This is a genomic window from Pseudomonas fluorescens (assembly GCF_001307275.1).
Taxonomy (GTDB): domain Bacteria; phylum Pseudomonadota; class Gammaproteobacteria; order Pseudomonadales; family Pseudomonadaceae; genus Aquipseudomonas; species Aquipseudomonas fluorescens_AA.
Genome location: NZ_CP012831.1, coordinates 3,526,013 through 3,544,835, shown reverse-complemented (window position 1 = coordinate 3,544,835; position 18,823 = coordinate 3,526,013). Strand labels below are relative to the sequence as shown.

Below are 18,823 nucleotides of genomic sequence, written 5' to 3'. Positions count from 1 at the left end.
TACAAAGTTGCAGCCATGTAAAACCAACCACATAAAAAACTTATTCCCTTAGATATTTCAAAATGTAAGTGGGATAAAAAAATCCCACTACAAATTAAGAATAGTCCTACACTAAAATTTCGCATCATGGATTGGATCCGCATGGACGAATCAACCCAGGAGAAAGCGATGGACAGGTGGAAGGACTTGTTACTGAGGAAGCTATCCTGTGAAAAAGACCTGCAGACGGCCTATCGTCTGGTATTGAATTTCTTTAACAATCAGGGATTTGAATATTGCGCATTTGCAGCCTATCTCGGAAGCCCCGACAAACACACCAGCAAGGTGAACCTGAATAATTACCCTTATGGATGGGACCGGCTTTATGAACAAAATGGTTATGCGTCGAGCGATCCATTAGTAGCACATTGCAATCAATCACCGCTCCCGATCTTGTGGGATGAGACTGTTTTCGCTCAGGCCCCCAAGTTATGGCGAGAACTTAATCGACAGGGACTCAAGTACGGCTGGACCCAGGCCGTTCATGACGACCAAGGGCCACAGTGCAGCCTGTTCAGTCTTGCACGAACCCATTGTCCCATTGATATCGAGGAACACTATGGCAATCTCGGCTACGCCATCTTCGCCAGTCAAAAGCTGCATGCGCTCGCCAGTAAAAAACTGTCTGACGCCATCGTAGTCAAGCAGAACTATCACTTGTCGCCGAGAGAAATCGAAGTACTGAGGTGGTCAGCCGAAGGCAAGACGGCTTCGGAAGTGGGCAGGATTCTCTGCCTTTCCGAACGAACCGTGAATTTCCATGTGTGCAGTTGCATGCGAAAACTGAACGTCAGCAATAAAATTTCAGCGGTGGCCAAGGCTGCCCAGATCCATGTGATCTGACCCGTGGCGCGGCACTGCCGAGCTGAAAAACCCGCGAGTAATGTGCAACAAAAAAACGTACCATTTACGGTCCCTCTTGAATGATGCCGCTTTTAAGCGCGACGCAGTTCATTCAGGCGGTCCCGCACAGACACCTGCCTCCAGGCAGCGGGACATTCGTTGATTTCCAGAGTCCCCAGCCATGCCCCTGCTCGACAGTCCTTTCGCCCAACTCGACCTGATCCGCCAACCCGAACAGCAGAACGAACCGCTGCAAGCCTTCGATGCAGCCGATGAATACCTGCTCGCGTATCTGGCCGAACAACAACCGGCCGCGCAGACTCGGGTCCTGGTGCTCAATGACGGCTTCGGCGCCCTGGCCGCCAGCCTGGCCGGCAACGTCCTGGTGACCAGCAGCGGTGATTCTTTCCTGGCATTGCAGGCACTGGAGAAAAACCTGGTGCGTAATGGCCGGCCCTTCGATGCCGTGCCAACGTTGCCGGCCAGCGAAGCGTTGACCGGCCCGTTCGATCGCGTCCTGATCAAAGTACCGAAAACCCTGGCCCTGCTGGAGGAACAACTGATTCGCCTGCAAGGCCAACTGGCGCCGGGCGCCCAGGTGATTGCCGGAGCCATGATCAAGCACCTGCCCCGGGCCGCCGGCGATTTGCTGGAGCGTTACATCGGCCCGGTGCAGGCTTCCCTGGCAGTGAAAAAAGCGCGGCTGTTGATCGCCACACCGCCCAGCGCCTCTTCACCCAACAGCACGCCGGTCGTGTCACCCTACCCCACGCGCTACTGGCTGGACGAGCCGAAGATCGAACTGCTCAACCATGCCAACGTGTTCTGCCGCGAAGGCCTGGACATCGGCACGCGCGCGTTCCTGCCACATCTGCCGAAAAACCTCGGCACGGCCCGGGTCGCGGACCTGGGCTGCGGCAATGGCGTGCTGGCCATCGCCAGTGCCCTGCAAAATCCCGAGGCCCGCTACACCCTGGTGGACGAGTCGTACATGGCCGTGCAATCGGCGGCAGAGAACTGGCGTGCGGCCCTCGGCGAACGCGAAGTGACCATCAGGGCCGGCGATGGCCTGGCCGGGCAAGAAGCGCAGTCACTGGATGTGGTGTTGTGCAACCCGCCCTTCCACCAGCAGCAAGTGGTGGGCGACTTCCTCGCCTGGCGGATGTTTCAGCAGGCTCGCGAAGCGTTGGTGGTGGGTGGCGCGCTGTACATCGTCGGCAACCGGCACCTGGGTTACCACAGCAAACTGGCGCGGTTGTTCCGAGGCGTCGAGCAAGTGGCCGCCACGCCGAAATTCGTGATTCTCAAAGCGCGCAAATAGACCGTCCGCTGCGGGAGCAAAGCTCGCTCCCGGCAGGAAAATCAGTGGGTGGTCAGCCCTGCGGCATTCATGAACATCCGCATCAGGCTGGCGACGATGAACAACGCCAGCACACTGCCAGCCCAGATCAACGCCAGCCAGCCGAGCCGCTGCCAGAGAGGCTTGCGTTCGGCGGCCTCGATGTCTTTCAAGTCAGGTTTGGCCATGCTCGACGCCCTCAATGGTAGCCATCGTCGTGGGTCACCTTGCCGCGGAACACGTAGTAGCTCCAGAAGGTGTACACCAGGATCAACGGAATGATGAACAGCGTGCCCACCAGCATGAAGCCTTGGCTCTGGGGCGGTGACGAGGCGTCCCAGATCGAGATGGACGGCGGCACGATGTTCGGCCACAGGCTGATGCCCAAGCCGCTGTAGCCGAGGAAGATCAGCACCAGGGTCAGGATGAAGGGCGTGTAGTTGGCATTGCGGGCCACCGCGCGGAACAAACCGTACATGGTCACCAGCACCAGGATCGGCACCGGCAGGAACCAGAACAGGTTCGGCAATGTGAACCAGCGGGCCGCGATGTCCGCGTGGGCCAGCGGCGTCCAGATGCTGACGATACCGATCACGGCCAGCACCACGAACGCCAAAGGCCGGGCCAGGTCATGCATCTGCTCTTGCAGCTTGCCTTCGGTCTTCATGATCAGCCAGGTGCAGCCGAGCAAGGCGTAGGCCGCGATCAACGCCAGGCCACAGAACACCGTGAATGGCGTGAACCAGTCCAGGGAACCGCCGGCGAACTGGCGATTGACCACTTCAAAACCGTCGATGAACGCCCCCAGTGCCACGCCCTGGAAGAAGGTGGCCGTCAGCGAACCGCCAATGAACGCCTTGTCCCAGAGGTGGCGCTTCTCAGCCTTGGCCTTGAAGCGGAACTCGAAGGCCACGCCGCGAAAAATCAGGCCGATGAGCATCAGGATCAACGGCAGGTACAGCGCCGAAAGCACCACCGAGTAGGCCAGCGGAAACGCCCCGAACAGCCCGGCACCGCCCAGCACCAGCCAGGTTTCGTTACCGTCCCAGACCGGTGCCACGGTGTTCATCATGACGTCACGGTCGCGCTCGCCCTTGACGAAGGGGAAGAGGATGCCAATCCCCAGGTCGAAACCGTCCATGATCACGTACATCATGATGCCGAAGATGATGACCACGGCCCAGATCAGCGGAAGATCAATACCCATGACTCAATTCCCCTTGTTCGAGCGGTCGTTGTGGTCCACATCGTCGCCGTCGTCGGCGGCCGACAATGGCCGGGCCGGCGTGCGTTTCTGGCCCGGGCCACCATCGCTCGGCTCGGCTTCGTGGGCCTCCGGCCCCTTGCGCACCAGGCGCATCATGTAGCTCAAACCTGCACCGAACAGCGCGAAATACACCACGACGAACAACACCAGGGTGATGCTCATCTGCGCGAAGCTGTGGCCGGACGAAGCATCGGCCGTGCGCATCAAGCCATAGACCACCCAGGGCTGGCGCCCGATCTCCGTGGTAAACCAGCCGGCCAGGATCGCCACCAGCCCGGACGGCCCCATCCACAGCACCATGTAGAGGAACGGTCGGGATTGATAGATCCGATCCTTGCGGCGCAGCCACAGGCTGCACAACCCAGTGAAAATCATCAGCAAGCCGAGGCCGACCATGACCCGGAACGACCAGAACACAATGGTCGAGTTCGGTCGGTCCTCAGGCGGGAACTCCTTGAGGGCCGGCACCTGCTTGTCCAGGCTGTGGGTCAGGATCAGGCTGCCCAGGTAAGGGATTTCCACGGCGTACTTGGTTTTTTCCGCTTGCATGTCGGGCCAGCCGAACAGGATCAGCGGGGTCGGTTCATTGCCGACGTTTTCCCAGTGGCCCTCGATAGCGGCGATTTTCGCCGGTTGGTGCTTGAGGGTGTTCAGGCCATGGAAGTCGCCGATGACCGCTTGTATCGGCGCCACCAGCAAGGCCATCCACATCGCCATCGACAGCATCCGGCGGATGGCCGGGTTATCGCGGCCGCGCAGCAAATGCCAGGCCGCCGACGAGCCGACGAAGAACGCCGTGGCGACAAACGCCGCGGTGGACATGTGCAGCAATCGATAAGGAAACGAGGGGTTGAACACCACCGCCAGCCAGTCCACCGGGATCACCCGGCCGTCGATGATTTCGTAGCCCTGGGGGGTCTGCATCCAGCTGTTGGAGGACAGGATCCAGAAGGTCGAGATCAGGGTGCCGATCGCCACCATGACCGTGGAGAAGAAATGCAGGCCACGGCCGACGCGATTCCAGCCAAACAACATCACGCCCAGGAAACCCGCTTCGAGGAAGAACGCCGTGAGCACCTCGTAGGTCAGCAAGGGGCCGGTCACCGCACCGGCGAAGTCCGAAAAGCGGCTCCAGTTGGTCCCGAACTGATAGGCCATGACCAACCCGGACACCACCCCCATGCCGAAGTTGACGGCAAAGATTTTCGACCAGAAGTGGTACAGGTCGCGGTAGGTGTCATCGCGGGTCTTGAGCCACAGCCCCTCGAGCACCGCCAGGTAACTCGCCAGGCCGATGGTGATGGCCGGGAACAGGATGTGGAACGAGATCGTGAACGCGAACTGGATTCGGGCGAGATCAAGCGCCTCCAAACCGAACATAAGTCTTCCTCTGTCAGGTAAAACCGGCTGCGGGCGGGGCTGGCACCAGCCTCCAAGGGATATGGAGTGCGATGCTTTTCAAATCGTTCTTTTTATAACCGTCACAACGCAGGACTCTGGCCGGATGGCCGCCAGCCCAACGCCCCGAAGGGTATTGATCTGGATCAAGCAATGCTCAAAGAGTAGTCGCAATATTGCCGATGGACGGCGTGGTCTTTTGTCGCGTGACAGGTTGTCTCAGTAGGTTCAGCAATATAGAAAAGCCCAGCAGAAGGTAAGGGTTGCGGGGTAATGACAGTGGGAGCAAGGCGTGCCCTGATACTGGGCAGTTAAACTGTAAACCTGTGGGAGCAAAGCTTGCTCGCGATTGGGGCAGCTCGGTCGACAACCCTGCTGGCTGGTCTACCGCTATCGCGAGCAAGCTTTGCTCCCACAGTTGGCGCCCAAAAAGATGCTTGGCTAACTATTTTTTCCAGCGGGCGTAATTTCTGGTTACAGCTCGGTGATAATCTCGATGCCTTCCTCATCGGACCTGTCATAGATGCCCAGCCAAGCGCCGCTGCTGCTCCGTCACCATCGTCCCTTCATCGCCTTCTGGCTGGCCCGGATATTCACCGCCAGTGGCTTCCAGATGCTCACCGTGGCCATCGGCTGGAACCTCTATCAACTGACCGGCAACGTCCTGGACCTGGGCCTGGTGGGGTTGGTGGAGTTTGCCCCGCGCGTGCTGTTCATGCTCCACACCGGGCACGTGGCGGACCGCTATGACCGGCGCAAGGTCGCGGCCATTTGCCAGTCATTGCAGGCCATGATTGCCCTGGCGCTGGCGATTGGCAGCGCCACCGACAACGTCACGCGGGAGATGATCTTCATCCTCGCCTTCCTGCTGGGCGCCGCTCGCTCCTTCGAAATGCCGACCACCCAGGCGTTGCTGCCGAGCATCGTGCCGGCGGGCCTGTTTCCCCGCGCCGTGGCCGCCGCGCAATCGGCCCAGCAATCGGCCACCATCGTCGCTCCGGCACTCGGCGGCTTGCTCTACGCCTTCGGCAGCGTCTGGGTCTATGGGCCGACGGTGCTGCTCTACATCATCGCCTGCTGCCTGATGCTGAACCTGCCCGCCCGGCAGACGCCGCTGAACAAAGGCAAGGCGACCTTGGATTCTTTGCTGGCCGGGATTCGCTTCATTCGCAGCCGCCCGGACATTCTCGGGGCGATCTCCCTGGACCTGTTCGCGGTGTTGCTCGGCGGCGCGACGGCGCTGCTGCCGGTGTTTGCCAAGGACATCCTGCTCACCGGCCCCTGGGGCTTGGGCCTGTTGCGTTCGGCACCGGCGGTCGGGGCCTTGCTGATGTCGTTGTGGCTGGCGCGGTTCGCCGTGGAGCGCAAGGTCGGCCGGGTGATGTTCACCGCGGTGGGCGTGTTCGGCGTCGCCACCATTGCCTTCGGCCTCTCCACCTCGTTCTGGTTTTCCCTGGCGGTGCTGGTGGTGCTGGGCGCGGCAGACATGATCAGCATGGTGATCCGTGCCTCGTTCGTGCAACTGGAAACCCCGGATGAAATGCGCGGCCGGGTCAGCGCGGTGAACGGGCTGTTCATCGGCGCTTCGAACCAGCTGGGCGAGTTCGAATCCGGCCTCACCGCCCACTGGTTCGGCACGGTGCCGGCGGTGGTCATGGGCGGTGTCGGCACGCTGTTGGTGACCGGGACCTGGATCAAGCTGTTCCCGACCCTGGCCAACCGCGATCGGATGCACGAACCCGTGGATGCAGCAAAAGCCTAGAGCAACTTGTCGAGGGTGATGGGAAAGTCCCGCACCCGCTTGCCGGTGGCATGGTAAATCGCATTGGCCACCGCCGCGGCCACCCCGACGACGCCGATTTCGCCGACGCCCTTGGACCCGAGCGCATTGACGACCTCGTCGTGTTCTTCGACGAAAACCACGTCAATGTCGCCGATGTCGGCGCTGACCGGCACGTGGTACTCGGCCAGGTTGTGGTTCATGTGACGCCCCAGGGCGTGATCGGTCAGGGTTTCTTCGTGCAGGGCCATGCCGACGCCCCACACCACGCCACCGAGAATCTGGCTACGGGCGGTTTTCGGGTTGACGACCCGGCCGGCGGCGATGGCGCTGACCACTCGGTTGACCCTCACCGTTCCCAAGTCCTCATCCACCCACACTTCGACAAACACCGCCGAGTGAGTGGCCGTGGCGTAGGCCTGGCGTTTTGCATCCGGCTCGGCGGTGACCTGGGCCTGCAACGGTGTCTCGCCACTTTTTTGCGCCAGCTCCGCTAATGCGACACTCGCCTCGCCCAGCCGCAGTTGGCCATCCACGAAGGTGACTTGTTCAAGGGTGGCGCCACTGAAGGCCGGGCAGACCTGGCGAGCCACGGCCAGGAGTTTTTCCTTCAGCGCTTCACAGGCCTGCTGCACGGCGCTACCCACCGACGAGACGGTGAACGAACCGCCCTGCAGCGGCGCAGTGGGCAGCGACGAATCCCCCAGGACAAACGTGACGTCCTCAAGGGAAACGCCTGACGCCTCGGCGGCGATCTGGGTCATGACCGTGTAGGTCCCGGTGCCGATGTCCGTGGTGGCGCTGCTGACAGTCAGCTTGCCATGCGTATCCAGAGAGGCTTGGGCACTGGCCTTCTGCTGCATGGCTTCCCAAACGCCACCGGCCATGCCCCAGCCGACCAGTTGCCGGCCTTCACGCATGCTGCGTGGTTCCGGGTTGCGCTTGTCCCAGCCGAAACGACGGGCGCCTTGGGCATAACACTCACGCAGTTCCTTGCTGGAATACGGCTTGCCCTCGTTCTCGTTGCGTTCGGCGTAGTTGATCAAGCGCAGCTGGATCGGATCGATCGCCAGGGCACAGGCCAGTTCATCCATGGCGCATTCCAGGCCAATCAGCCCGAGGGCGGCACCGGGCGCGCGCATGTCCAAGGGCGTGTAGACGTCCAGCGGCACCAACTTATAGGTCAACGCCACGTTGTCGCAGTGATAAAGCATGCCGCTCCACTCCACCACGTGTTCGGTGAAGTCCTCGAAACGCGAGGTCTGGCCGATAGCGGTGTGCCCCACAGCCAGCAAGCGACCGTTGGCCGCCGCCCCCAGTTGCACCCGTTGGAGGGTTCGCGGCCGATAGCCAAAGGTGAACATCTGCTGGCGCGTCAGGCTGACCCGCACCGAGCGTTTGAGGGCCAGTGCCGCCATCACGGCCAACGGCAATTGATACTGCGGGCGCAGCCCGGAACCGAAGGCGCCGCCGACAAACGCGGCAAACACCCGCACCTGTTCTTTCTCGAGGCCGAAGACCTTTTGCACATAGGTTTGGCAGTTCTGCGTGCCTTGGGTCTTGTCGTGGATGTGCAGGGTGCCATCAGGCTGATACAACACGGTGGAGGCGTGTGGCTCCATCGGGTTGTGGTGTTCGACCGGCGTGCTGTAGGACACATCCACGCTGAGCGCGGAGCTGGCGTATTCGCCCTGAAAATTCCCACGGGGCTTGGGCAGTTCGGCCGGTGCCGGATGGGCGTCATATTGCAAGGTGATCAGATCGGTCTGATGCGCCTCGGCGTCGTATTCGATTTCCACCAGCGAACCGGCATACCGGGCCAGCTCAAGGTTTTCCGCCACCACCAGGGCCAGCGGCTGGCCGCTGTAGAGCACCTGGTCGTTGTACAACGGCCGGAACGGCGAGCCGTCCGCCGCATCGGCATCCTGGTAGGGCTCGTCGTAGCTGGCAATCCTTGGCCGGTTGGTGTGGTCGATGACCGCGACCACGCCGGGCAGTGCCAGGGCTCGGGACGCATCGATGCGCACTACGCGACCACGGGCGACCGTACCGGAGACGACGCTGCCGTGCAGCAAGCCGTCCTCGGGGTATTCAGCGGCGTAACGGGCCTGGCCCGTCACCTTGAGCAGGCCGTCGACCCGGTCGAGAGGTTGCCCTATGGATTTGCTCGGAGCGTTCATCAGGCGTGTCCTCCCTGGGGTGCGCAACCCAATGCGGCGTCACTCAAGGCACGGACAATCGCCCGGCGCGCCAGTCTGACTTTGAAGCCGTTGTGCTCCAGCGGCTCGGCATTTTGCAGCAGCGCGTCGGCAGCGACGGTGAAGGTTTCGCGGCTGACGGTCTGCCCGGTCAGCCAGCTCTCCACGGCACGGTCGCGCCAGGGTTTGTGCGCCACGCCCCCCAGGGCCAGGCGCGCCTGGCGAATCACCGGCCCGTCCAGCTCCAGCGCCGCCGCCACTGAAACCAGCGCAAAGGCGTAGGAGGCGCGATCACGGATCTTCAGGTAGTGGCTATGGTCGGCAAAACCGGCTGCAGGCAATTCGATAGCGGTGATCAGCTCATCGTCGGCCAGTTGGTTATCCCGCTCCGGAGCATCGCCGGGCAGGCGATGGAAGTCGGCGAACTCGATGGTCCGCGCCCCGCCCCGGCCCAGGACATGGACCACCGCTTCCAGGGCCGCCAAGGCCACGCACATATCAGAGGGATGGGTGGCCACGCATTGATCGCTGGCACCGAAAATCGCGTGGATCCGGTTCAAACCGTTCCGGGCCGGGCAACCGCTGCCGGGTCGGCGTTTGTTGCACGGTACGCTCGCGTCATAGAAGTAGTAGCAACGGGTGCGTTGCAGCAGGTTGCCGCCGGTGCTGGCCATGTTGCGCAGTTGCGGCGAGGCACCCGCCAGGATGGCTTGGGCCAGCAGTGGATAACGGCGCTCGATCCACGGGTGCCAGGCCAGGTCGGCGTTGCTCACCAAGGCCCCGATCATCACCCCGCCGGAAGGGGTTTCACTGAGGTCCGCCAAGGGCAACCCAGTGATGTCGATCAGGTGCTCGGGACGGGTGATGTTTTCCTTCATCAGGTCCAGCAGGTTGGTGCCGCCGGCGATGAAGCGGGAAACCGGGCTCGACAGATCGACGGCGGCCTGCACGGTGTCGGGCTTGCTGTATTGGAAGGGATTCATTGATCACCTCCCTGCTGGCAAAGTGGCAGAGCCTCTTCGATGGCATCGCGAATGTTGGTGTAGGCGCCGCAGCGGCACAGGTTGCCGCTCATCAACTCGCTGATCTGCCCACGGGTCTTCGCTCGACCCTCATTGGCCAAGCCCACCGCCGAGCAGATCTGCCCCGGCGTGCAATAACCGCACTGGAACGCGTCGTGCTTGATGAAAGCCTGCTGCATGGGATGCAACTGGTCGTCGCTGGCCAGGCCTTCGACAGTGATCAGTTCGGCGCCATCACACATGACGGCCAGCGTAAGACACGCATTGATCCGCTTGCCATCGCGCAGCACCGTGCAGGCACCGCACTGGCCGTGGTCGCAGCCTTTCTTGCTGCCCACCAGATCCAGTTGCTCGCGCAGCAGGTCCAGTAACGTGGTCCAGGCCAGCACTTGCAACTCTCGCACCTGGCCATTGAGGGTCAGACGGATCGGATGACGGACGAAGGACGCCTGCGTCGCTTCGGACAGGGTCGCGCTCATGGAACACCTCACGGTTGGTCGTACTCGCGGCGTTTTGGAGAACCGCCGTCATAAGGGGTACGACTTCAGGGTGGGGGTGAGCGTTCAAGGCAAATGCGCGATGAAAGAATGCCAGCGTCTGCTTCGCAGCCGAGCGGGAGCAAGCTCCCTCGCCACAGGCCGATGTGGATCAAGAGTGTCAGGCCAGCAATTCTGCCGCCACCACGCCCCTCACGCCCTTGCCACAGAGTTGCTCCACCAGCGTCAAGGCAAACGCCAGGGCAGCGGCCGAGCCTTGGGCGGTGATGCAGTTGCCGTCCACCACCACAGGCTGATCGACGAAGCTGCAACCGGACAACTGCTGGCTCACTGCGGGCAGGCAGGTCATGCGGCGCTGGCGCAGGACGCCGGAGGCCTGTAGCGCCAGGGCCGGGGCTTCGGCGATGGCGGCGAAGAAACGTCCGGTAGCGGCCTGGTCCTTGAGCCGTTGTTGCAGCGGCTGATGAGCCGCCAAGTGCTGGGCGCCGATGATGCCGCCTGGCAGGACGACCAGGTCGAAATCCTGTGCGAGCACGTCCACCAGCATGCCATCGGCCGTCAGGCGCGTGCCGCGGGCGCAGGTGAGCATGCGCCGTCCTTCGATGCTCGCCACCACGGTTTCGATCTGCGCTCGACGCAGCACGTCGATCAAGGTGACCGTCTGCAAGTCGTCGACACCCTCGGCGACGGCTATCAGGGCTCGGGGGATCTTGGTTCCAGGAATCATGGGCACTCTCCGCTGGGTGATGCTTGTAGTGTAGGAGCTGCCGAAGGCTGCGATCTTTTGATATGCGCTTGGGATTCAAGCGTCGGGGGGAACGATCGCAGCCTCGCTGCGCTCGGCAGCTCCTACACAGTGCCTACAGGGGCCAGCGATTATTTGATGTACAGCTGGGTCGACATCCGGTTGCCCGGTGCGTTGATCGACTGGTTGCTGAAGCTGAAGGTGCCCTCTTGCTTGCCTTTCAGGTCGAAGATGTACAAATAGCCGACGACCTTGGTCCGCACGGAGCAGTCATTGAGATTGCCATTGCTGTACGCGCACACCGGCGAGCGGGTGCCGTCGACTTCAAAGCCGTCCAGGGTGACATGGGGTTGACGGCCATAGCCGACCTCCAGCACATAGACCTTGATCGTCGGGCCGTGATCGCAACGCGTCTGCGCCTGCCCCGGGACGATGTCCTCGAAGCCGCAGGCCGGCGACTCGACCTTGAGCACCTTGACCTCACTCAAGGGCGGCGCCGACGCGGCATGGGCGGCCTGGCCGGGCAACCACAGGCCCAGCGCGCAGCCCATGACCGCTAGCAGCTTTTTATTCATCTGAAGCATAGAGACCTCCCGGAACCGCGCGCAGTATGGCCCACTTGGCGCGTTGGCAAAACATCGACGACGATCGCAGCCACAACGCTACGCTGCTGGTATGATGCGCGGCTTTTTCCGACCCGCAGAAAATTCCCGGGCGCCGCTGGCGACCTGTGCTTTGCTGTTGAGGTCGATACATTCACGGCGCCGGGCGCGCCACGGGGAGCAGACATGCTGGAAAGGCTGTTTCAACTCAAGGCACACAACACCAACGTGCGGACCGAGATCCTGGCGGGCGTCACGACCTTCCTGGCCATGGCCTACATTCTGTTCGTCAACCCGAGCATCCTTGGCGAAACCGGCATGGACAAAGGCGCGGTGTTCGTCGCCACCTGCCTGGCAGCGGCCATTGGCTCCACGGTCATGGGCCTGATCGCCAACTACCCGATCGCCCTCGCACCGGGCATGGGCCTGAATGCCTTCTTCACCTACACCGTGGTCCTGCACATGGGCCATACCTGGCAAGTGGCGCTGGGCGCGGTGTTCATCTCCGCCGTGCTGTTCTTCCTGCTGTCGATCTTTCGCATCCGCGAGTGGATCATCAACAGCATCCCGCTGCCGCTGCGCTCGGCCATCGCCGCGGGCATCGGCCTGTTCCTGGCGCTGATCGCCTTGAACAATGCCGGCATCGTGGTGAAAAACCCGGCGACCATGGTCGGCCTCGGCGACTTGAAGCAACCGGCACCGATTCTCGCGACCCTGGGTTTTGTCCTGATCGTCGCCCTCGAAGCGCTGAAAGTGCGCGGCGCGGTGCTGATCGGCATCCTGGCGGTCACCCTTGTCTCGATCCTGATGGGTTTCACCCCGTTCAGCGGCGTCATCTCCGCGCCGCCGTCCCTGGCCCCAACCTTCCTGCAACTGGACATCAAGGGCGCCCTGGACATCGGCCTGGTGAGCGTGATCTTCGCCTTCCTGTTCGTCGATCTGTTCGACAACTCCGGTACCCTGATCGGCGTCGCCAAGCGCGCCGGGCTGATGGGCAAGGACGGCCACATGCCGAAGATGGGCCGTGCGCTGATCGCCGACAGCACCGCCGCCATGGCCGGGTCGCTGTTGGGCACCTCCACCACCACCAGTTACATCGAATCGGCAGCGGGCGTCAGCGCCGGCGGGCGCACCGGCCTGACCGCCATCGTGGTGGCGATCCTGTTCCTGCTGGCGCTGTTCTTCTCGCCACTGGCCGCCAGCGTCCCGCCTTTCGCCACTGCGCCGGCCTTGCTGTTCGTCGCCGTGCTGATGACCTCGGGCCTGGCGGAGATCGACTGGGATGACATCACTGTCGCTGCCCCGGTGGTGATCACCGCCCTGGCGATGCCATTCACCTATTCCATCGCCAACGGCATCGCTTTCGGTTTCATCGCCTGGACCGCCATCAAACTGGTGTCCGGCCGTGGCCGTGAGCTGAACCCGGCGCTGGTCATTCTGTCGATCCTGTTCGTGATCAAGTTGGGTTGGTTCAACGCATGACTTTTGATTCCCAGGCCTACGCCGCTCAGTTGCAGGACAAGGTCACCCGCTTGCGTGACCTGTTGGCCCCATTCGATGCACCGGAACCTGCGGTGTTCGATTCGCCCCTGAAAAACTTTCGCCTGCGGGCCGAGTTCCGCCTGTGGCGCGAGGCCGGCGAACGGCATTACGCGATGTTCTCCCAGGACGACAAGCGCACGCCGATCCTCATCGAGGAATTTCCCATCGCCAGCCTGCGCATCAACCAATTGATGCCGCAACTCAAGGCCGCCTGGCAAGCCAGCGCGCCCCTGAGCCATAAACTGTTCCAGGTGGAGTTCCTGACCACCCTGGCGGGCGACGCGATGATCACCCTGTGTTATCACCGCCCGCTGGACGAACACTGGCACGCTGCGGCCTCGAAACTGGCAACCGACCTGGGCGTGAGCATCATTGGCCGCTCCAAGGGCAAGCGGGAAGTGATCGGCCATGACTATGTGGTGGAGCAACTCGAAGTGGGCGGCCGCACTTTCAGCTATCGCCAGCCCGAAGGCGCCTTCACCCAGCCCAACGGCACGGTGAACCAGAAGATGCTCAACTGGGCCTACGAGGCATTGGGCGAGCGCAACGACGATCTGCTGGAGTTGTACTGCGGCAACGGCAACTTCACCCTGCCCCTGGCCACCCGCGTGCGCAAAGTCCTGGCCACCGAGATCAGCAAGACCTCGGTGAACGCCGCGCTGAGCAATCTCAGCGAAAACGCTGTGGATAACGTCACGCTGGTGCGCCTGTCAGCCGAAGAGCTGACCGAAGCCCTGAACGAAGTCCGGCCGTTCCGCCGCCTGCAGGGCATCGACCTGAAAAGCTACGAATTCGGCAGCGTCTTCGTCGACCCGCCTCGCGCCGGCATGGACCCGGATACCTGCGAGCTGACCCGGCGCTTCGACAACATCCTGTACATCTCCTGCAACCCAGACACCCTCGCCGCGAACATCGCGCAACTGAACGACACCCACCGCATCACGCGTTGCGCGTTGTTCGATCAATTTCCCTGGACCCATCACATGGAATCCGGGGTGTTGTTGACTCGGCGGTAAGTCCAGTCACACACCTGTGTGGCGAGGGAGCTTGCTCCCTCGCCACAGTTGCTGTCTCCCAACTACCGAGTCTGAGCCCCTTGTTCGATCATCGAACACTTAATGACCAAGGGCGTCGGCTTTATTTGACCAAATTAACCATCTAGTACAATTTATCTCCACCGGCTGAACCCCCGCCGACACCAACAATAAAAATGTGGAGAAATTGCGATGCCTCCGATCGTTCTGGTGCTCAACGGCCCGAACCTGAACCTGCTCGGCACCCGCGAGCCGGCAACCTATGGCCATGAAACCCTGGCCGACATCTCGGCACTGTGTGGCCGCGCCGCTGAAGAATTCGGCTTGGCGGTGGAGTTTCGCCAGACCAATCAGGAAAGCGAGCTGCTGGACTGGATTCACGCCGCCCGGGGCCGGTGCGCCGGTATCGTCATCAACCCGGCAGCCTGGACCCACACCTCCGTGGCGATCCGCGACGCCCTGGTGGCCAGCGAAGTACCGGTCATCGAAGTCCACCTGTCCAACGTCCACGCCCGCGAAACATTCCGCCATCACTCCTTCGTCTCATCCGTCGCCATTGGCGTGATGTGCGGGTTTGGCAGCCATGGTTATCGCCTGGCCCTTGAACATTTCAGTCAGCGGTTGAAGGGTTGATGTCCATGTCGAATATCACTGTGCTGGCCGGCCTGATCGGTGCGGGCATCCAGGCGTCCCGCACGCCTGCGCTACATGAGCAGGAAGGCGATGCCCAAGGCATGCGCTACCTCTATCGGCTGATCGACCTCGACGCGCTGAAACTCGACAGCGGCGCCCTGGCTGATTTGCTGGTGGCCGCCGAACGCATGGACTTCACCGGCCTGAACATCACCTTCCCCTGCAAGCAGGCGATCATCCCGCTGCTGGATGAGTTGTCGCCCGAGGCCCGTGGCATCGGCGCAGTCAATACGGTGGTGCTCAAGGACGGCAAGCGCATCGGCCACAACACCGACTGCCTGGGGTTCGCCGAAGGTTTTCGCCGTGGCCTGGGGGATGTGGCGCGCCAGCGCGTGGTCCAGATGGGCGCCGGGGGCGCCGGCGCGGCGGTGGCCCACGCGTTGCTGCTGGAGGACGTGGAAACCCTGAGCATTTTTGACGTCGAGGTCAGCCGTGCCGAGGCACTAGTCAACAACTTGAACCAACACTTCGGCCCAGGCCGCGCTCGCGCCGGGCATGACCTGCCCAGCGCCATGGCCGAGGCCGACGGTCTGGTGAACACCACGCCCATGGGCATGGCGAAACTACCGGGCATGCCGGTGCCGGTCGAGCTGTTGCGGGGCACCCTGTGGGTCGCGGAAATCGTCTACTTCCCACTGGAAACCGAACTGCTGCGTAACGCCCGCGCCATCGGCTGCCGCACCCTGGATGGCGGCAATATGGCGGTGTTCCAGGCGGTGAAGGCGTTCGAACTGTTCAGCGGCGTGGCGCCGGATGCGCAGCGGATGCTGGAACACTTCCAGAGCATGAACCACTAAAGCCTGGTGATAATCCCTTGTGGGAGCGACTTGTGGGAGCGAGCTTGCTCGCGATGACGGTATCTCAGTCACAATCGGTGTTGGCTGATCGACCGCTATCGCGAGCAAGCTCGCTCCCACACAAGCTCGCTCCCACACAAGCCCGCTCCCACATTCGGTTCGGTGTCAGGGCTGCAGGTAGCGCAACACCGACTCACAAACCATCTGCCGATGCCGCTGCTTGACCGCTTCAGCCGACAGGTCGATCTGAAAGATCTCACCGAACGTCTGGCGGTTGGATACCCGGTAGAAACAGAACGAGCTGATCAGCAGGTGTATATCCAGCGGCTCGAGGCCGGCACGGAACACGCCCTCTTCGGCGCCGCGACGCAGGATCACCCCCAGGGAATCGAGGATGGTGTTGGTCATCGCCTTGATCGTGCCTGACTGCTTCACGTACTCGGCGTTGTGGATGTTCTCGATGCAGACGATGCGCACGAAATCCACGTTGCGGTCGTGGTGGTCGAAGGTGAATTCCACCAGGCGCCGGATCGCGTCGACCGGGGCCAGTTCCGCCAGGTGCAAGCGGCTCTCGGTGGTGCGGATATCCCCGTAGAGTTTTTCCAGCACCTCGACGTACAACTGCTCCTTGCTGCCGAAGTAGTAGTAGATCATGCGCTTGGAAGTGTGGATGCGCTCGGCGATGGCATCGACCCGGGCGCCGGCCAGGCCTTGCTGGACGAACTCGACGATGGCTTCCTGAAGAATGTTTTCCCGGGTCTTTTCCGGGTTGTTCTTGCGACTCTTGCGCGGCGTGGCGACGGGTTCGTCGAGCGCTGCGGAAAGCTCTGGATTCATAGTCATTGCGGGGCTCACGGCCATCACTGCACAGGCTGGCGATTATGGGCCGCACCGTGCACTGAAGGAAGCCACGCCACTGCCCATTACCGCCGCGTTTACGATTTCTCTACAACTTGGCGTGCCGCAAGCCACCGCTGCGGGACTTGGCCATGGCCGCCAGGCGCACCGCGACGTTGGCGGCGCCATAACCGGCGTAACCGTTCTTGCGCTGGATGATCTCAAAGAAAAACCGCCCCTCGAACGGCTCGGTGTAAACGTGGAACAGCTCGCCACCCTGGGCGTCGCGGTCGTACAGCACGTTGAAATAGGCCAGCTCGCTAAGGAACTCGTCGTCGAAATCGAAACGCGCCGCCAGGTCGTCGTAGTAGTTGAGCGGGATGTCCAGCAACGGCACGCCCGCCTCTTTGGCACGACTGACCTGGGCGAAGATGTCGTCGCAATCGAAGGCGATGTGATGCACGCCGGAGCCGCGATAACTCGACAGCGCGTGTGAGATCGCCGTGTTGCGGTTCTCGGAAATGTTCAGCGGCAAGCGGATCGAACTGCAGCGGCTGCGCAGCGCACGGCTTTTCACCAGGCCATAGGGGTCGGGCAAGACGACTTCGTCGTCGGCCTCGAAATCCAGCAGGCTCTTGTAAAACAGCACCCAACTGTCGAGGCTGTCGGCCGGCAGCGCCATGGCCATGTGGTCGATGCGCTTGAGCCCGGCCCCGATGACAGCCCCCGGCTGCAGGTTGAAATCGGTGCCGTAGACGTCGGCTTCCTGGTCCACCAGGTAGATCAGGCTGCCGTCCGGTGCACGCACCGCCGCCAGCTCCAGCTCATTGGGCCCCACCAGCCCGCGGTAGGGCTGGCCCTTGTAGGCAACGGCCCGCTCCAAGGCGCTGGCACTGTTTTTCACGCGCACGGCGGTGGCGCACAACGAAGGCCCGTGGGCTTCGAAAAAACTGTGGGCGAAGGAGTACGGTTCGCTGTTGAGGATCAGGTTGATATCGCCCTGGCGCAGCAGGCTGACATTCTTCGAACGATGCTGGCCGGCCTTGACGAACCCCAGCCGCTCCAGCCAATGGGAGAGCTTGGCACCGAGGCTATCGTCCACGGCGAACTCGAGGAATTCGATGCCGTCATATTCGCTGGCCGGCGGGGTGGCGAACAAGATGTCGGCATTGCCGACGACGCTCGCTTCTTCGGCCAGGCGTTGGCGGGTCTTTTCTTCCAGGTACAGCAGCGAGCGCAGACCGTCGGCAGCATTGGCCCGTGGCGGCGCGGCGCGGAAGCCGTCGTTGAAGATCTCCAGCGACAGCGGCCCGGTATAACCACTCTTGATGATCGGCGCCAAGAACCCCGGCAAGTCGAATTCGCCCTGCCCCGGGAAACAACGGAAATGTCGGCTCCACTCCAGGACATCCATGGCCAGGATCGGCGCGTCGGCCATCTGCACGAAGAAAATCTTCTCGCCAGGGATCTCGGCGATCGCCCTCGGGTCGCCCTTGAGGGACAAGGTATGGAAGCTGTCGAGCAACACGCCAAGGCTGGGGTGATCGGCCTGACGCACGATGTTCCAGACCTGTTGATACGTATTGACGTGGCGGCCCCAGGCCAGCGCTTCATAACCAATGCGCAAGCCCCGCGCGCCGGCCCGTTCGGCCAGCAGGCGCAGGTCATCGATCAGGATCTGTTCATCGCCGACGCTGTCGGCCGAGGCGTTGCTGCACACCAGCACCAGGTCGGTGCCCAGTTCCTGCATCAAGTCGAACTTGCGCTCGGCCCGCTCCAGGTTGCGCGACAGGCGATCGCGACGGCAGCCCTCGAAGTCGCGAAACGGTTGGAACAAGGTGATGGCGATGCCCAGGTCGGCGCACATCTGCCTGATTTCCCGCGGGCTGCCATCGTAATAGAGAAGGTCGTTCTCGAAGATTTCCACCCCGTCAAAACCGGCGGCGGCAATGGCTTCGAGTTTTTCCGGCAAGGTACCGCTCAAGGATACGGTGGCAATGGAACGCTGCATGACTTCGGCTCCCGGGACAGGCATCGGCTACAAAAGGTGCGCCGCTTTTGAAAGAGTCAGGCGATTATTGAGCTGCCGGTTTCTTTCAGCAATTTAATATGTACCATCCGGTTAGTTTTTTGGGCGATTATCGAACAAAATGCCGATTGCCGAATTGACGATTTTTTGCTCACTGCGCA

At 62.1% G+C, this 18,823-nt stretch carries 17 protein-coding genes; 7 read left to right on the top strand and 10 right to left on the bottom strand.

The genetic code is table 11. From position 1 onward, the window contains the following. Window positions 1-141 precede the first annotated feature (141 nt). Together AO356_RS15675 and AO356_RS15670 are read left to right on the top strand one after the other, a co-directional pair. Window positions 142-882 (top strand): autoinducer binding domain-containing protein, encoded by a 741-nt coding sequence (locus tag AO356_RS15675; RefSeq protein WP_237140818.1) that lies wholly within the window; start codon window positions 142-144, stop codon window positions 880-882. Between the two features lie 181 nt (window positions 883-1,063). After that, window positions 1,064-2,203, top strand: a complete 1,140-nt coding sequence (locus AO356_RS15670; RefSeq protein WP_060740532.1) for a methyltransferase — start codon at window positions 1,064-1,066, stop codon at window positions 2,201-2,203. A 41-nt stretch (window positions 2,204-2,244) separates the two neighbouring features. On the opposite strand, the gene AO356_RS30980 is transcribed toward AO356_RS15670, so the two are convergent. The 3 genes from AO356_RS30980 to AO356_RS15660 are packed head-to-tail and all read right to left on the bottom strand — an operon-like array spanning window position 2,245 to window position 4,868. Next, window positions 2,245-2,409 carry a DUF2474 domain-containing protein gene (locus AO356_RS30980; RefSeq protein ID WP_003205785.1) on the bottom strand — a complete coding sequence of 55 codons (165 nt, stop codon included), beginning with the start codon at window positions 2,407-2,409 and terminating at the stop codon, window positions 2,245-2,247. 11 nt (window positions 2,410-2,420) lie between these two features. Next, the gene (gene cydB / locus AO356_RS15665; RefSeq protein ID WP_053125566.1) at window positions 2,421-3,428 is read right to left on the bottom strand and encodes a cytochrome d ubiquinol oxidase subunit II; all 1,008 of its coding nucleotides are present in this window, start codon (window positions 3,426-3,428) and stop codon (window positions 2,421-2,423) included. A gap of 3 nt (window positions 3,429-3,431) precedes the next feature. Continuing rightward, window positions 3,432-4,868 (bottom strand): cytochrome ubiquinol oxidase subunit I, encoded by a 1,437-nt coding sequence (locus AO356_RS15660; RefSeq protein WP_060740531.1) that lies wholly within the window; start codon window positions 4,866-4,868, stop codon window positions 3,432-3,434. Window positions 4,869-5,409: 541 nt separating this feature from the next. On the opposite strand from AO356_RS15660, the gene AO356_RS15655 reads away from it, so the two are divergent. Then, on the top strand, window positions 5,410-6,648 hold the full coding sequence (locus tag AO356_RS15655) for an MFS transporter (protein WP_060740530.1): 1,239 nt from the start codon (window positions 5,410-5,412) through the stop codon (window positions 6,646-6,648). Here the strand turns inward: AO356_RS15655 and AO356_RS15650 are convergent. The 5 genes from AO356_RS15650 to AO356_RS15630 form a co-directional block, all read right to left on the bottom strand. Beyond that, window positions 6,645-8,846: a xanthine dehydrogenase family protein molybdopterin-binding subunit gene (locus tag AO356_RS15650; RefSeq protein WP_060740529.1), complete on the bottom strand. Its 2,202-nt coding sequence runs from the start codon at window positions 8,844-8,846 to the stop codon at window positions 6,645-6,647. The genes AO356_RS15655 and AO356_RS15650 overlap by 4 nt on opposite strands. Then, entirely contained in the window at window positions 8,846-9,847 is a 1,002-nt protein-coding gene (locus AO356_RS15645; RefSeq protein WP_060740528.1) for an FAD binding domain-containing protein, read from the bottom strand. Before AO356_RS15645 ends, AO356_RS15650 begins: the two co-directional genes overlap by 1 nt. Further along, window positions 9,844-10,365 carry a (2Fe-2S)-binding protein gene (locus AO356_RS15640; protein ID WP_060740527.1) on the bottom strand — a complete coding sequence of 174 codons (522 nt, stop codon included), beginning with the start codon at window positions 10,363-10,365 and terminating at the stop codon, window positions 9,844-9,846. Before AO356_RS15640 ends, AO356_RS15645 begins: the two co-directional genes overlap by 4 nt. A 178-nt stretch (window positions 10,366-10,543) precedes the next feature. After that, entirely contained in the window at window positions 10,544-11,110 is a 567-nt protein-coding gene (locus AO356_RS15635; protein WP_060740526.1) for a DJ-1 family glyoxalase III, read from the bottom strand. A 149-nt stretch (window positions 11,111-11,259) separates the two neighbouring features. Next, window positions 11,260-11,712 carry a DUF4879 domain-containing protein gene (locus AO356_RS15630; RefSeq protein ID WP_060740525.1) on the bottom strand — a complete coding sequence of 151 codons (453 nt, stop codon included), beginning with the start codon at window positions 11,710-11,712 and terminating at the stop codon, window positions 11,260-11,262. Between the two features lie 204 nt (window positions 11,713-11,916). On the opposite strand from AO356_RS15630, the gene AO356_RS15625 reads away from it, so the two are divergent. From AO356_RS15625 to AO356_RS15610, 4 genes are all read left to right on the top strand, one after another. Next, the gene (locus AO356_RS15625; RefSeq protein ID WP_060740524.1) at window positions 11,917-13,212 is read left to right on the top strand and encodes an NCS2 family permease; all 1,296 of its coding nucleotides are present in this window, start codon (window positions 11,917-11,919) and stop codon (window positions 13,210-13,212) included. After that, complete coding sequence (gene trmA / locus AO356_RS15620; RefSeq protein ID WP_060740523.1) at window positions 13,209-14,288, top strand: tRNA (uridine(54)-C5)-methyltransferase TrmA; 1,080 nt, start codon at window positions 13,209-13,211, stop codon at window positions 14,286-14,288. The genes AO356_RS15625 and trmA overlap by 4 nt, the downstream gene beginning before the upstream one ends. 210 nt (window positions 14,289-14,498) lie before the next feature. Continuing rightward, window positions 14,499-14,939: a type II 3-dehydroquinate dehydratase gene (gene aroQ / locus AO356_RS15615; RefSeq protein ID WP_060740522.1), complete on the top strand. Its 441-nt coding sequence runs from the start codon at window positions 14,499-14,501 to the stop codon at window positions 14,937-14,939. Between the two features lie 5 nt (window positions 14,940-14,944). Beyond that, window positions 14,945-15,796 (top strand): shikimate dehydrogenase, encoded by an 852-nt coding sequence (locus AO356_RS15610; RefSeq protein ID WP_404942822.1) that lies wholly within the window; start codon window positions 14,945-14,947, stop codon window positions 15,794-15,796. 165 nt (window positions 15,797-15,961) lie between these two features. Here the strand turns inward: AO356_RS15610 and AO356_RS15605 are convergent, their stop codons facing one another. Then, window positions 15,962-16,639: a TetR/AcrR family transcriptional regulator gene (locus AO356_RS15605; protein ID WP_060740520.1), complete on the bottom strand. Its 678-nt coding sequence runs from the start codon at window positions 16,637-16,639 to the stop codon at window positions 15,962-15,964. A 103-nt stretch (window positions 16,640-16,742) separates the two neighbouring features. Beyond that, the gene (quiC, locus tag AO356_RS15600) at window positions 16,743-18,644 is read right to left on the bottom strand and encodes a 3-dehydroshikimate dehydratase QuiC (RefSeq protein WP_060740519.1); all 1,902 of its coding nucleotides are present in this window, start codon (window positions 18,642-18,644) and stop codon (window positions 16,743-16,745) included. Between the last annotated feature and the right edge of the window lie 179 nt (window positions 18,645-18,823).

Coding starts and splice junctions, on each gene's coding strand:
- AO356_RS15675 (WP_237140818.1), top strand. CDS start 142: ATGGACGAATCAACCCAGGAGAAAGCGATGGACAGGTGGAAGGACTTG.
- AO356_RS15670 (WP_060740532.1), top strand. CDS start 1,064: ATGCCCCTGCTCGACAGTCCTTTCGCCCAACTCGACCTGATCCGCCAA.
- AO356_RS30980 (WP_003205785.1), bottom strand. CDS start 2,409: ATGGCCAAACCTGACTTGAAAGACATCGAGGCCGCCGAACGCAAGCCT.
- cydB (WP_053125566.1), bottom strand. CDS start 3,428: ATGGGTATTGATCTTCCGCTGATCTGGGCCGTGGTCATCATCTTCGGC.
- AO356_RS15660 (WP_060740531.1), bottom strand. CDS start 4,868: ATGTTCGGTTTGGAGGCGCTTGATCTCGCCCGAATCCAGTTCGCGTTC.
- AO356_RS15655 (WP_060740530.1), top strand. CDS start 5,410: ATGCCCAGCCAAGCGCCGCTGCTGCTCCGTCACCATCGTCCCTTCATC.
- AO356_RS15650 (WP_060740529.1), bottom strand. CDS start 8,846: ATGAACGCTCCGAGCAAATCCATAGGGCAACCTCTCGACCGGGTCGAC.
- AO356_RS15645 (WP_060740528.1), bottom strand. CDS start 9,847: ATGAATCCCTTCCAATACAGCAAGCCCGACACCGTGCAGGCCGCCGTC.
- AO356_RS15640 (WP_060740527.1), bottom strand. CDS start 10,365: ATGAGCGCGACCCTGTCCGAAGCGACGCAGGCGTCCTTCGTCCGTCAT.
- AO356_RS15635 (WP_060740526.1), bottom strand. CDS start 11,110: ATGATTCCTGGAACCAAGATCCCCCGAGCCCTGATAGCCGTCGCCGAG.
- AO356_RS15630 (WP_060740525.1), bottom strand. CDS start 11,712: ATGCTTCAGATGAATAAAAAGCTGCTAGCGGTCATGGGCTGCGCGCTG.
- AO356_RS15625 (WP_060740524.1), top strand. CDS start 11,917: ATGCTGGAAAGGCTGTTTCAACTCAAGGCACACAACACCAACGTGCGG.
- trmA (WP_060740523.1), top strand. CDS start 13,209: ATGACTTTTGATTCCCAGGCCTACGCCGCTCAGTTGCAGGACAAGGTC.
- aroQ (WP_060740522.1), top strand. CDS start 14,499: ATGCCTCCGATCGTTCTGGTGCTCAACGGCCCGAACCTGAACCTGCTC.
- AO356_RS15610 (WP_404942822.1), top strand. CDS start 14,945: ATGTCGAATATCACTGTGCTGGCCGGCCTGATCGGTGCGGGCATCCAG.
- AO356_RS15605 (WP_060740520.1), bottom strand. CDS start 16,639: ATGACTATGAATCCAGAGCTTTCCGCAGCGCTCGACGAACCCGTCGCC.
- quiC (WP_060740519.1), bottom strand. CDS start 18,644: ATGCAGCGTTCCATTGCCACCGTATCCTTGAGCGGTACCTTGCCGGAA.